This is a genomic window from Sinorhizobium meliloti (genome assembly GCF_017876815.1).
Lineage (GTDB): Bacteria > Pseudomonadota > Alphaproteobacteria > Rhizobiales > Rhizobiaceae > Sinorhizobium > Sinorhizobium meliloti.
Map to the genome: position 1 here is coordinate 2,185,143 of NZ_JAGIOS010000001.1, position 13,399 is coordinate 2,198,541.

The 13,399-nt window shown below is 62.5% G+C and carries 11 protein-coding genes; 1 reads left to right on the plus strand and 10 read right to left on the minus strand.

The window, feature by feature from the left end; translation table 11 throughout:
* Positions 1–32: 32 nt before the first annotated feature.
* From JOH52_RS10290 to JOH52_RS10300, 3 genes are all read right to left on the minus strand, one after another.
* Positions 33–1,595, minus strand: a complete 1,563-nt coding sequence (locus tag JOH52_RS10290; RefSeq protein ID WP_010970061.1) for an ABC transporter substrate-binding protein — start codon at positions 1,593–1,595, stop codon at positions 33–35.
* A 278-nt stretch (positions 1,596–1,873) separates the two neighbouring features.
* Positions 1,874–3,364 (minus strand): amidohydrolase family protein, encoded by a 1,491-nt coding sequence (locus JOH52_RS10295; protein WP_010970060.1) that lies wholly within the window; start codon positions 3,362–3,364, stop codon positions 1,874–1,876.
* Positions 3,365–3,441: 77 nt separating this feature from the next.
* On the minus strand, positions 3,442–5,022 hold the full coding sequence (locus JOH52_RS10300; protein WP_010970059.1) for an ABC transporter substrate-binding protein: 1,581 nt from the start codon (positions 5,020–5,022) through the stop codon (positions 3,442–3,444).
* A gap of 188 nt (positions 5,023–5,210) precedes the next feature.
* On the opposite strand from JOH52_RS10300, the gene JOH52_RS10305 reads away from it, so the two are divergent.
* A complete protein-coding gene (locus JOH52_RS10305) occupies positions 5,211–6,686 on the plus strand; it encodes an amidohydrolase family protein (RefSeq protein WP_017265607.1) in 1,476 nt (491 codons plus the stop codon).
* A 58-nt stretch (positions 6,687–6,744) separates the two neighbouring features.
* On the opposite strand, the gene JOH52_RS10310 is transcribed toward JOH52_RS10305, so the two are convergent.
* The 7 genes from JOH52_RS10310 to JOH52_RS10340 are packed head-to-tail and all read right to left on the minus strand — an operon-like array spanning position 6,745 to position 13,330.
* Positions 6,745–8,058, minus strand: a complete 1,314-nt coding sequence (locus tag JOH52_RS10310; protein WP_010970057.1) for an aspartate aminotransferase family protein — start codon at positions 8,056–8,058, stop codon at positions 6,745–6,747.
* Between the two features lie 13 nt (positions 8,059–8,071).
* A complete protein-coding gene (locus JOH52_RS10315) occupies positions 8,072–8,740 on the minus strand; it encodes a cysteine hydrolase family protein (RefSeq protein ID WP_010970056.1) in 669 nt (222 codons plus the stop codon).
* Positions 8,737–9,765, minus strand: a complete 1,029-nt coding sequence (locus JOH52_RS10320) for a branched-chain amino acid ABC transporter permease (protein WP_010970055.1) — start codon at positions 9,763–9,765, stop codon at positions 8,737–8,739. The genes JOH52_RS10315 and JOH52_RS10320 overlap by 4 nt, the downstream gene beginning before the upstream one ends.
* Before the next feature lie 12 nt (positions 9,766–9,777).
* On the minus strand, positions 9,778–10,668 hold the full coding sequence (locus tag JOH52_RS10325) for a branched-chain amino acid ABC transporter permease (protein ID WP_010970054.1): 891 nt from the start codon (positions 10,666–10,668) through the stop codon (positions 9,778–9,780).
* Positions 10,669–10,671: 3 nt separating this feature from the next.
* Positions 10,672–11,379: an ABC transporter ATP-binding protein gene (locus JOH52_RS10330; protein ID WP_014529867.1), complete on the minus strand. Its 708-nt coding sequence runs from the start codon at positions 11,377–11,379 to the stop codon at positions 10,672–10,674.
* Positions 11,372–12,106 carry an ABC transporter ATP-binding protein gene (locus JOH52_RS10335; protein ID WP_004434161.1) on the minus strand — a complete coding sequence of 245 codons (735 nt, stop codon included), beginning with the start codon at positions 12,104–12,106 and terminating at the stop codon, positions 11,372–11,374. Before JOH52_RS10335 ends, JOH52_RS10330 begins: the two co-directional genes overlap by 8 nt.
* Positions 12,107–12,157: 51 nt before the next feature.
* The gene (locus tag JOH52_RS10340) at positions 12,158–13,330 is read right to left on the minus strand and encodes an ABC transporter substrate-binding protein (protein WP_010970052.1); all 1,173 of its coding nucleotides are present in this window, start codon (positions 13,328–13,330) and stop codon (positions 12,158–12,160) included.
* Positions 13,331–13,399: the final 69 nt, after the last annotated feature.

A 13,399-nucleotide genomic window follows, 5' to 3' on the forward strand; every position in this document is an offset into this window, starting at 1 on the left:
GGAATCCACCTCCCCGGAGCGTCGTGATTGGATTATTCGGCAAACTGCGTCAGCCAGTGGCGCGGCTTGTTGTCCGGCAGTTGCACGATCTTGTCGATCTTGTTCGACATGACCCAGGCCATCGGCTGCTGGTGCAAGGGCAGCATCACGATCTCGTCCTTCACCATTTGCAGCGCCTTGCTTTGCAGCGCCAGGCGCTTGGTGCGATCCATTTCGGTCGAGGCCTGCACGATCAGCTTGTCGATCTCCGGATAGCTCCAGCCGCCCCAGTTGAAGACGCCGGCATTGGCCGTTTTCGTCTGAATCATCTGGAGAAGGATCGAATAGCTGTCGAGCATCGGTTCCGTGGCCCAGCCGATCAGATAGACGTCGGACTTGCCGCTCGTACGCTTCGGCGCCTGTGCGGCGGTGGGGGCAATGTCGAGCTGCGGTTTGAAGCCCGCGCGGCTCAAAAGGTTCACCAGCCCCTGGCAGAGCTCTTCCTCGTTCACATAGGCGTCGGTCGTGCAGACCAGCGTGAACGGATAGTCCGAAGCGCCAGCCTCGGCCAGAAGCTTCTTCGAAAGGGCAGGATCGAATGCCAGCGTCGTGTCCAGCTCGGGAGCGTAACCCGGAATTTCCGGCGCGACCACCGCGCCTGCCGTGCGCGACTTGCCGCGCATGACGCGCTGCTGGATCAGATCCCGGTCGAGCGCATGGGCAAAAGCCTGACGCACGCGCAGGTCGTTGAATTTGTTCTCCGAACCGTTTGCGAGTTCCGGCTTGCGGTTGAAGCCGACCATGACGGTACGCAGATCGGTGCGCTCCATGACTTTCAGGTCGGGCTGCGCCTGCAGCCGCGGCAGATCCTGCGACGGTGCGTTTTCCGTGAAGTTGACTTCGCCGGACAGGAGCGCGGCGACGCGCGTCGCCGCCGAGGTGATCGGCGTGAACTCGATGCGGTCGACGTTGGACTTGGAGGTCTTGTCCCACCAGTCCGGGTTTTTCACGAGGACCGTCTTGGAATCCGGCACCCTGCTTTCCAGCTTGAACGGACCGGTGCCGTTGGTGTGATAGGTGGCGTAGCCTTCGATCTTCGCGCCGACATCGGTCGGCTTTTCCGAATTGTTGGTCTTCAGCCAGCCAGCATCGAAGACGTGGATGTTGGTGAGGTCGTTGAGAAGCAGCGGATAGGGCCCGCTCAGCTCGATATCGATCGTATGGTCGTCCACCTTCTTGGAGGACTTGTAGGCCGGCAGGTTGCCGCGAAGCGGCGAAACCGGATCGCTGACGCGCTTCAGGGATGCGAGCACGTCGTCGGCAGTGAATTCCGCGCCATCGTGGAATTTCACACCCTTACGCAGGTGAAAGCGCCAGACTGTGTCGGAAACAGTTTCCCAGGATTCGGCAAGGGCCGGTTCGATCTTCAGATTGGCGTCGTAGCGCACCAATCCTTCATAGACATGATTGAGAAAGGACAGCGTATAGCTGTCGCCATAGGAATAGGGATCAAGCGAGTAGATATCGCGCGCCGCTCCCCATTTCAGCGTTTCGGCGTGGCCGGACAAGGTCAGGCCCATCAGCATCGTGGCCGCAAGGCCAAGTTTCTTCATCATAAGTTTGCTCCGCTTCTGGAAATTTGCGCCTCCTTTTTCGGAGGTCTGTTGTCATGCACCGCCGCATCCGTCGCCGGTTGCGGTATTCTCAAACGCTTGCGCCGGATGGGCGCGCACAGGGGTTGGGTGTGATTTTCCTCCTTACGACATGACCTGCCTCCCAGGTCATGTGAGGATAGTATGGCGATCGGCAAAAAGTTGTCAACGTGATTGTAGACAATATTTGTCCATTCGGCATCATGATGTATGTCGACAAAATGCTCGATCCAGGCGAGTCCCTACTGGATCTTCCATACTGGATAGCTCGGCGAGAAGATTTTCCCGACAGGCGGATGCCGCCAACTGCGATCCGGATATTTGGCAATCAGGCCGTCATATTGTTGCTGCGCCTGCTCGCGCGCCGCAATCATGTCGATGCCGGCAACCTTGCCGTCCAGCATGGAAAGCCGCCCGTCGACAAAGACGGCCTGCGTCACCTTGCCGGAACCGCCGACGACCAGCGTAGTGACGGGATCGACGCTCGGGGTCATATGGACATCGTCGAGACGGAAGACGGCGATATCCGCTTTCGCGCCGGCGGCCAGCCGCCCGAGGTCCCTGCGACCCAGCGCTTTCGCGCCGCCGAGCGTGGCGGCATCGAACAGATCTTTCGAGAATACCGCATCCGAAGTCTTTTCGCCGATACGGCAGGCGATCAACCCGACCAGCAGGTTCATCAACATGTCGGGCGGCGCGGTATCCGTAGCCATGCCGATATTGATGCCGAGGCTGCGGCAGGCGGCGAAGGAATTGAGAATGCTGCCCATGCGCGCCGAAACCAGCGGCGAATGGGCTATCGAAACACCGTGTTGCGCGTAGAGCTGCAGATCCTGTGGCGAGGCGTAGGTTCCATGCGGCGCGATCAGCCTTTCGCTCATGAGCCCATGATCCGCCAGCCATTGCGGCGCGGAAACGCCATGCAGCCTGCGCATGGTCTCGAGTTCCAGATTGCCCTGCGCCATATGAATTCTGACGCGGCAATCGAGATCGCGCGCCGCGGCCATGGTGCGCTGCAACAGGTGCAATGTGCAGGTTTCGATACGGTCCGGCGCCAGCATTCCGTTGACAAGGCCGTTATGTCGGCCGTGGTTGCGCTCGATGAAATCGATCGCGTCCGCAAGGCCTTGCAGTCCCCGCGGCTCGTCGAATGCCGGCTCGATACGCCCTGGACCCTCCAGGATCATCCCACCGGAGCGATAGGCGGGGCTCAGAAAGACCCTGAGCCCGAGATCGCCCGCCGCGTCGGCCGCAGCCTCGAATTCCGCGACGGTCTCGGCCCATTGGCGATAGTAGAGTGAAGCGATGGGCGCGGCGGTGGTGATGCCGTTCAACAGCAGGAGGCCGAAAGCGAACCGCTTCTGGAACGCCAGCTCCTCGGCGGAATACATCTCATAAGGTCCGCTCTCCACGTAGGAACGCGGCCAGATGCGCCCTTTGGCCCAACCGGGCTGGTTGTCATGGACGAGCAGGTAGGTATCGAGATCGGACAGGGCGTCGAGGTCGATCAGGCCGGGGCTGACCAGCGCCGTACCGAAATCGATACGGCGCGCCACGTCCCCCTCGAAGCGCGGCCCGGCATAAAGCACCTCGTTTCGGTCGACGACGATTTCGCCGTCGGGGATCAGAGCGTGGCCGCCATCGCGCCAGGCGAGCACCCATCGTGCGGTTATCAGCGTTCTCCCATCGGGCCGTTCACCCAGAACGAGATGGCTGGATAGATCAGGTTTCATGAGATTTTCGATCCTGCTGCATATTAAAAGAGCGCCTCACCGGGGTGAAACGCTCTGATTGCGGGCTCGAAGTCAGCCTATTCGGCCATTTGCGTGTGCCAGTGGCGCGGCTTGTTGTCGGCGCGGAAATCCACGCTCTTGACCTTGTCCAGCATGCCCCAGGCGATCGGCTGCTGGTGAAGCGGGATCAGGATGGCCTTGTCCTTGGCGATTTTCAGCGCCTGTTCTTCCAGCGCGAGACGCTTGGCGGTGTCAGGTTCCTGTGCCGCCTTCTTCACCAGATCGTCGAGTTCCGGATAGGACCAGCCGCCATAGTTGGACACGCCCGTCGAGCCGCTGCGTGTGGAGAGAACCTGAGACAGCAGCGAATAGGCATCGAGTGTCGGTTCGTTTGCCCAGCTCAGATTGAACATGTCGGCCTTGCCATTGGTGCGCTTCGGCTGCTGCACGGCGCGGGGGCCCATGTCGATGGTGGGCTGGAAGCCGGCACGCTTGAGCATGTTTGCAATGCCCGAGCAGATGTCTTCCTCGTTGATGCTCTCGTCGTTCATGCACAGATAGGTGAAGGCGAGATCCTTCTGGCCGGCATCTTCGAGCAGCTTCTGGGCAAGCTTGGAATCGGCAGGCTGATAAGTGTCGAGCGACTTCGCATAGCCGGCGATTTCCGGTGCGATGAGCGAGCCGGAAGGCCGCGCCAGACCGCGCATGATCTTCTTGTTGATGAGATCGCGATCGATGCTTGCTTCCACGGCCTGACGGACGCGAAGGTCCAGGAACGGGTTCGGACGCCCGTCTTCAAGCTTCTCCTTACCGTTGAAGCCGATGAAAACCGTACGCAGCTCCGTGCGCTTGCTCACGGTGATGCCCGGCGAGGATTCCAGACGGGGAAGATCCTGAATGGGGGCGGAATCGAGCAGATCGATTTCGCTGGAAAGAAGCGCCGCTACACGCGTTGCCGCCGACGAGATCGGAATATATTCGATCCGGTCCAGATTGTGCTTCTTCTGATCCCACCACTGATCGTTGACGAGGAGAACGGTCTTGCTGTCCGGAACGCGGCTTTCCAGCTTGAACGGGCCTGTGCCGTTCGTGTTGTGCGTGGCGTAATTCTCGGTGTTGGACGCAATATCGGTCGGCTTTTCCGCGTTGTTGTCCTTCAGCCATTTGGCGCTGAACATGAAGATATTGCTCATGTCGTTCAGGAACAGCGCGCTCGGCGCCGACACCTCGATATCGACCGTGAAATCATCGACCTTCTTGACGCCGACATAGAGCGGAATATTGCCGCGCAGGGGCGAAGTCGGGTCCGAAACGCGGTTCATCGAGGCGACCACGTCGTCGGCGGTGAAATCCGCGCCGTCGTGGAATTTCACGCCTTTGCGCAGGGTGAAACGCCAGTGTTTGCTGTCGATCAGCTTCCACTCGGTGGCGAGCGCCGGCTCGATCTCGAAGTTCGGGCCATAACGGATCAGACCTTCATAGATGTGGTTCAGGAACGCCAGATTGGATGTCGAGGGAACGGAATCCGGATCGAGCGAATAGATATCTGCCCGGCTGCCCCAACGCAGCGTCGCGGCACTTGCCGAAGTGGCCAGCGCCGGCGCGGCAATAGCCGCTGCGGCCAGTGCCGATATCAGAAACCTGTTTAAACGCGACATGAACTTCCCCTTATGACGGTCGATAGACTGGTTGGCCCGCATTTTTGGGCAGTATCATAACCGATTGTTTTATTGTCAACGATATTGTTGCCAATTATGAATCAGAACATCGACAGTCCGATACAGCACCACGGGCGCTGAAACGCGCATCGAAATGCCGCCAACGGCATTTTTGAAGGGAATAGGAAATGGATGGGTTCCTGCTGCTTCACGGGACGATCGTCACCGTCGACGAGACACGGCGGATCATCGACGATGGTGCGCTGGCAATCGAGAACGACAGGATTGTCGACATCGGCACATCGCAAGCGCTGGCTCCCCGTCATGCCGGAAAGAAGGTGATCGACTGCCGGGGCAAGATGATCATTCCCGGGCTGATCGATGCTCATGGGCACGCCGGCCATGCCCTGATCCGCAGCATCGGCGCGGACACCAATTCGCTCTGGATGCGCATAGTGACGCCGACCTACTATCACTATGTCACCCGCGACTACTGGTATGCGGATGGCCTCGTCTCGGGCCTGGAAAGACTTCGTGCGGGCGTGACCACCTCGGCCAGCATCATCACATCGATGCCGCGCAGCGACGATCCGGTATTCGCGATCAATCATGCTCGCGCCTATTCGGAACTCGGGCTTCGCGAGATCATCTGTGTTGGCCCAGCGGGTCTGCCCTGGCCGCAATCGGTCACGCGGTGGGAAAGCGGCAGACCGGAGCGGCGCAGCGTCTCCTTCGAGGAGATGATCGAGGGCGCCGAAGCCGTCATCGAAAGCCTGAACGGAACGGCCGACGGGCGCATCAAGGTCTTCCTGACGCCGTTCACGATCATGCCTTCGGTCGAACCGTCGAACGCATCGACACCGGACTTTGCCGTCAATCTGACGGAAAACGACCGGATGCAGGCGCGGCGCATTCGCGAAACTGCGCGCAAATGGGGCGTCCGCATTCATTCCGATGCCTTCGCCGGACAGATACGCATGGCCTGGCAGGACAGGGAAAATGCGCTGCTGGGCCCCGATGTGCACCTGCAGCATTGCTGGGGAATTTCCCACGAAGAGATCGACATCCTGGCCGAAACCGGCACCCATGTCACCCACGCGCCCCCCGGACGCTCCACCCCGATCATGGAGATGATGGCCCGGGGCGTGCCGGTCGCGATCACTTCGGACGGCGCGGCTCCGAGCCGTCATTTCGATATGCTCCAGATCGCGCGCAGCGCCCAAGCCACCCAGCACATCCTGCACAATCACGACCGCTATATCCTGCCGCCGGGTAAGGTTTTCGAGATGATCACCATCGATGCGGCCGGCGCCATCGGCATGGATCACGAGATCGGTTCGCTCGAGGTTGGCAAAAAGGCGGATATCGTCATCATCGACATGCGCAAGCCGCATCTGACGCCCAACTGGATGCCGGTTCACCGGCTGATCCACCAGGTTCTCGGCAGCGATGTCGATACGGTGATCGTCGACGGCAGGATCATCATGGAGGAGGGCAGGGTACTGACCGCCGACATGTATGAGGCGCTGGCTTTCGGTGAAGCCGAAGCAAAGGCGCTTGTGGAGCGGGCCGGTCTGCACGCTCACATGCACGATCCCGGCTGGAAGCAATTGCATCGCACGTTCCAAAGTCCGATTCCGCTGCCGCCCGTGCCGGACCACTGAACTCAGCTGATGGGAGACCAGGAAGCCCGCAATGCGTCCGTGAATACCAGCGACGCCGTTACCAGCCGGCAAAATCTCCAAGCAAGGCCTCATCGATCCGCCCAGCCGCCACATCGGCGAGCGCCTGGCCGAGCATAGCCACACCCGACTCGGCCTCCGCCGGCGTCAATGTCAGCGGCGGCGTGAGTTCGAGGACGTTGGACTGCACGCCGACATAATAGAGGACGAGACCGAGTTGGAAGGCGCGGTAGACGGTCAGCGCCGCCTGACGTGAAGCCGGTTCGCGGCTGGCGGGATCGGTCACAAGTTCGATGCCGAGGGCGAGGCCGCGGCCGCGCACATCGCCGATCAGCGTGTGGCGGGCGGTAAGGCGGTCAAGCGCTTCGCGCAGCACCTTGCCGCTTCTGTCCGCATTCAAGATGAGGTGGTCGCGCTCGATCGTCTGCAACACGGCCAGCGCGGCGGCCGCGCAGACGGGATTGCCGTGCACGGTCTGCAGCGAGAAGGCAACGCTGTGGTTCATGATGGCTTCCGGACCGACCACCGCAGAGATCGGCAGGCCGCCGCCAAGGCCCTTGCCGAAGACGACGATGTCCGGTTCGATACCGGAATGCTCGAAGGCGTTGAAGCGGCCGCTGCGGCCGAGGCCGACCTTCACCTCGTCCGAGACGATCAGAATGCCGTGTCTGCGGCAGAGCGCTTCCACCGCCTTGAAGAACCCGTCCGGCGGCACCAGCATGCCGCCGTCCGACTGGATCGGCTCGATGAAGAAGGCTGCGACCTCTTCCGGCGGCACTTCGGTCGCGAAGAGCCGCTCGAGGTGGGCGAGCGCGGCGTCCCTTGCAGCCTCGGGGCTGCCCGCGGCATAGCTGTTCGGATAGGGCACGAGCGTCAGGCCTTCTGCCCGACTGCCCTGTTGTGCCGGATGGCCGGAAACGCCCATGGAGCCGATGGTGCCGCCGTGATAGGCCCCGTGGAACGCAAGGATGCGCGGCCGGCCGGTGGCGGCGACGACGATCCGGGCGACCGTCTCATTGGCGTCGGAGCCGGAATGGCCGAACCAGACGCGGCCGCGGGCGCGCTCCGGCACGAGCGAAAGCAGCTTTTCGGCGAGCAGCACGCAAGCCTCGTTGGCCGATGAAAGATAGCTCGCGCCCGCCTGATCGGAGAGCGCGCGGCCCACCGCCTCACGGATCGCCGGGTGGGAGTGGCCGAGGCTTGCCGCGCCCCAGGAGGCGGAGAAATCGAGAAGCTGCCGCCCGTCGTCGGCGGTCAGATAGGCGCCGCTGCCCCCGACGACCGCCTGCGGAAAAAACCGCAGATGCGCCATTTTGGAAACCGAGCGGCTTTCGCGGGCGTAGAGACCGGGCACGCAGGCATCTCCTCTATCTGAAAAAGGTGAGAACCTCTTCGAGCGAGACGACATGGCAGTAGATCATGTTGATGATTTCCAGTTCCCGCCGGTGCAGATCGTCCGTCGCCGCGGCGCCGCAATCGTCGACGACGACCACGCCGAAACTTTCATCCGCAAGGCTGCGCACTGTCGAGGAGACGCACTGGTCGGTGAAGATGCCGCAGCAGATGACGTCCTTGATGCCCATATTGTGGAGGATGAGGCGAAGGTTCGTACCGGTCAGCGCACTGTCTGTCGTCTTTGTGACGACGATCTCGTCGCTGCGCGGTTCCAGCTCCGGAACGATCTGTCCCTCGGGCAGCTCCTTCGGCAGGAGCAGGTAATTGAAGCCGGGCTTCTTCTGGCTCAGCGAGCGGTCGCGCCCGTCCGGCTTCAGGCAGGCGATGCGGGCGAAGATGACCTCCACCTTGCGCTTGCGGCATTCGTCGATCAGCCGCGCCGTGTTCGGTATCACCGTTTTGCGCATACGCTCGTAGAAAGGTTGCCAGCGGGCGGTTTCCTCAGGCGTATCCTTCGGGTCGAGATAGGTGTTCTGGATGTCTATGACCAGCAGCGCCGTCGTCTCCGGATCGAGCGCGATGTCGTCCGGCTCCTCGGCACCGGCATAGTAGAAAGATCGGTAGGCGGTCTTCCAGCTCATGCAACTGTCTCCTTCTTGCGGCGGGCGCGGGTGAGGATGTGGCCTATCTCGCGGTTCGGGAAGAGACCGCCCGGCTTGACGATCATCACGGCGATCATGGCGAGCGCGAGGACGATTTCCGTGAGGCCGACGACCTGGCCGGCGCCCAGGGCGGTGGCGTTGAGCGCGCCTTCCGTGCCGCGCAGCCCCTCATAGGCGAAGGTGACGAGAATCGTGCCGGCCACGGCGCCTGTCACGGTGTTGGCGCCGCCGATCACCAGCATGGTGATGATGAGGAACGTCTCCTTCAGATAGAAGGCTTTCGGCGCGAACGAGGTGATGAAATGTCCCCACAGCGCTCCGCCGATGCCGGCGATGAATGCGGCAAGGATGAAGGCGCGCCAGCGCAGTTGCGGAATATCGGCGCCGAGGGCCGCCGCGGCGACCTCGTCCTCCCGCGAGGCGCGCAGCAGCTTGCCTGTCCGCGATTCCTTGAAGGCAAGCGCCACCACCACCACGATGGCTGCGACGATCGCGGCGACCGGCATGTCCGTCGTCTTCGGCAGGCCGAAGAGCGTGCGCGGGCCGTTGGTGAAGGCGCTCCAGTTGTTCATGACCGTGTAGAGCACGACGAGCAGCGCGAAGGAGGTGATCACCGACGCCGCATCCGAAAGCCGCATCAGCGGATAGGCGACGATGGCCGCGACGACGGCGGCCAGCACGCCCGCCGCGAGCATGGCGAGGAGCGGCGAAACTTCCACGACCTTCATGAACTCGTAGAGATCCGGCAGCGCCATGCCCTTCATCTGAGCCGGGATGGTGAGCACGGCGGACGTGTAGGCGCCGAGGCCCATGAAACCGATATGGGCGAAGGAGAGCAGGCCAGAATTGCCCATGAAGGTCTGCAGGCCGATGACCAGCACGAGCGAGATCAGCAGGTTGGTGGCGATACGGTCGTAGAGGCGGATGCCGAGGAGCTGGCTTCCGACGGCGATGATAACGATGACGCCGATGAGAATGAGGGCGGTGAAATAGGAGTGTTTCATGGTCGCGCTCCCTCAGGTCCGCTGTCCGCTCGCCGGACCCCTGATGAGGCCGTCGGGGCGCCAGAGCAGGATCAGGATGACGAGGCTGAAGGTGAAGGCGTCGCGGAATTTCAGCAGGTCCTGCGACAGGGTGTAGTTGAGCGTGGTGTCGATGAGGGCGAGCAGGAAGCCCCCGACAACGGCGCCGGGCAGGCTCCGCATGCCGCCGATGACCGTGGCGATGAAGGCGACGAGCAGCGGCTCCAGGCCGATGCCCGGAACGACGGTGCCGATGCGGCCGATCCAGAGAATGCCGACGACGCCGGCGAGGAAGCCGGAAAGGGCGAAGGCGGACGAGATGATGAGGTTCGCCGGCACTCCCAGCATGCGCGCCATGGTGAAGTTCGTCGCCGCTGCGCGCATGGCGATGCCGAGCGTCGTCCTGCGCATCAGGAAGGCGACGCCGGCGAGCAGTGCGATGGAGGCGGCGATGGTGATGAGATTGCGGACCGGGGTGATCGCACCGCCGATCGAGACGGTCTGCGAGAAGATATCCGGGAGCGGCACGTTGCGAGGGCGCGGCGAGATGAAGAGGAGCGCCGCGTTCTGCAGCAGGTTGGAGAAGGCGAAGGATGTGATCAGCACCGCCGTCACCGATTTGGCCCGCACCGGACGGAAGGCGGCATAGTCGGTGATGATGCCGAAGAGGATGGCCATGCCGACGGCGAGCACCGCCATGACGATCCAGGGCAGGCCCGAGCCGCTGGCGAGAAACATCGTGTAGCCGGCCACCATGATGAGTTCGCCATAGGCGAAGTTCACGAGGCGCAGGATGCCGTAGATGATGACGAGGCCGAGTGCCATGAGCGCATAGGCGCCGCCGAGGCTCAGGACGTCGATGACGAACTGGATCGCGAAAGCCATGGATCAGCCTCCCAGATAATGCCCGCTGAGGTCGCTGGTCGAGCGGATTTCCTCGGCCGTGCCTGATGCGACGATGGCGCCGAGGCGCATGACGAAGGCGCGGTCGGCGACGGCGAGCGCCTGGTTCACGTTCTGCTCGACGAGCAGGATGGTGAGGCCGGATTTCTTCAGCGTCTCGATCATCTCGAAGATGCGTTCGACGATGGCCGGCGCAAGGCCGAGCGAGGGTTCGTCCAGAAGAAGCACCCGTGGCCGCGCCATAAGCGCGCGGGCGATGACGAGCATCTGTTGCTCGCCGCCGGAGAGCGTGCCGGCCGCCTGTTTCGAGCGCTCGGCAAGGCGCGGGAAGAGCGTGTTCAGCTTCTCGAGGTTGTCGCGGTTGCCGGCCTGGTCGCGGCGATGGATAAAGGCGCCGAACATCAGGTTTTCGGCGACCGTCAGGTCCGGGAAGACGTCGCGGGTTTCCGGCACGGTGGCAAGGCCCGCGCGCACGACCTGTTCGGGGCTCGCCGCGGTGATGTCCTTGCCTTCGAGCGTGATCGTGCCGCCGGAGGCTTTCAGCGCGCCGGCGATGCACTTGATGGTCGAGGATTTGCCGGCACCATTGGCGCCGAGCAGGCTCACCAACTCACCCTTTCGAAGCGTGAAGCTGATGCTGCGCACAGCGCGGATCGCACCGTAGCTGACGGAAAGGTCGGTTACGTCAAGCATGGGCCGCCCCCTTGCCGAGATAGGCTTCGATAACGGCCGGGTGGCTGCGGACATGGGCGGCGTCGCCCTCCGCGATCGTGCGGCCGGAGGCGAGCACATGCAGCCTGTGGCAGAGGCGCATGATGAGACCCATGTCGTGGTCGATGATCAGAAGGCCGAGGCCGCGTTTCTCGGGCAACTCGGCGAGCGTGTGCAGCAGGGTTTCCGTCTCCGCATCGTTCATGCCGGCGGCGGGCTCGTCGAGCAGCAGAAAGCGCGGCTCGGCGGCGAGCGCCCGGGCGATTTCGACGCGGCGCTTGTCGCCATAGCTGAGGCTTTCGCCAAGCTCGTCCGCCTTCGCCGTCAGGCCGAGTTCGGCCAGCAGGCCTTTCGCGCGTTCAGCCGACACGGTGCGGGAGGCGCCCTTTGCGAGCGCCGCCGCCTCGACATTCTCCATGACCGTCATAGAGTTGAAAATGCGTACTATCTGGAAGGAGCGGCTGACGCCCGCAAGCGCGATCTCGCGCGGCGAGAGACCGGACAGCGTGGTGTCGCCGGCGGCGATCGTGCCGGTCGCCAGCTTCACCTGGCCGGTGATGGCATTGATGAGCGTCGTCTTGCCGGAGCCGTTCGGCCCGATGAGGCCGACGACCTCGCCGGCGGCGACCGAGAGCGAGACATGGTCGAGTGCGCGCAGGCCGGTGAATTCCACCGACACGTCGTTTACCGCGAGACGCGTTTCAGACATGGCTTTTCCGAAGTGATGGGGCCGGCCTTGCGGCCGACCCGGATTGACCGATCAGGGCTTAGGCAGGGATTCCGGCTTACGCCATCCGACGAAGCTCGGCTTGCCGCCCTTGAGCTCGATCACGGCCGCAGCCTTGTTCGGCACATGGCCTTCCTCGTTCGTGCCGTAGTCGAGATCGCCGGTCAGCAGCTTGAACTGGCCATCTTCCAATGCCTTGGCGAGCGCTGCGCCTTCGGTCGTTCCGGCCGCCTTGACCGCCTCGGCGAGCAGCATGATCGTATCCCAGCCCGTCGAGACGAAGGACGTGTCCGGCGCCTTGCCGAACATCTCCTTGTAGAGCTCGATGAACTTCGGCATGTCCGGATGTGCCTCCGGGCCCATCCAGGTATGCGTGACGAAATAGACGTCGTTGCCGAATTTTTCGCCGAGCGCCTCATGCATGGCCGGGTCGTCATAGGCGTCACCGCCGAGAACCGGCGCATCGTAGCCGACCTCGCGCAACGCGCGGATGATCACACCGATGTCGGTGCCGTAAGAGGAGACGAAGATCACGTCCGGCTTCTTGCCGAGCGCCTGGAGACGGGCGAGCTGGGCGGAAAAATTGTTGTCGCCGTTCGTGTAGGTGTCTTCGAGCAGAATCTCGCCGCCATCGGCCTTGAATTGCTCCACGAAATATTTCGAGAGCGACTTGGTATAGGCGATGAACTGGTCGGTGACGACATAGGCCGTCTTCCAGCCCTTTTCCTTCACGGCGAAATCGGCGGCCGTCGCGCCCATCGTGGTATTCCACATGGAGAGCGTGAACTGCTTGTCGCCGAGCGACCAGGAGGAATAGAGCGGGTCGGAGGCGCAAGTCGAGATGCCGACGAGGCCTGCCGATTGCGCCTCCCGGCTCGCGGGCGAACCGAAGTCGAAATCGCACGGTGCGACGATGATCTCAGCACCCTTGTCGATCAGTTCGACCGCGACATTGCCGACCGTCACCGGATCCGACTTGCCGTCGATGTTGATGAACTCGATCTGCTTGCCCAGCAAACCGCCATTGTCGTTGAGATACTTCACGGCGACCTTCGCGCCGTTGTAGCCGGGCGTGTCGAGGGGAGCCTGAATGCCCGTCATCGAGAGTGCGCCGCCGATCAGGATCTTGTCGTCGTCGGCAATGGCTGTGGAAGAGGCAAGCGCGAAGCTTGCCGCTGCGAGAAACAGTCTGGAAGTCTTGATCATGGTCGTTCCCCTTATTGATGCCATTCGGCAGTGATGGTTCTGCGGCCTGGTCTTTTGACCTTCTTGTGC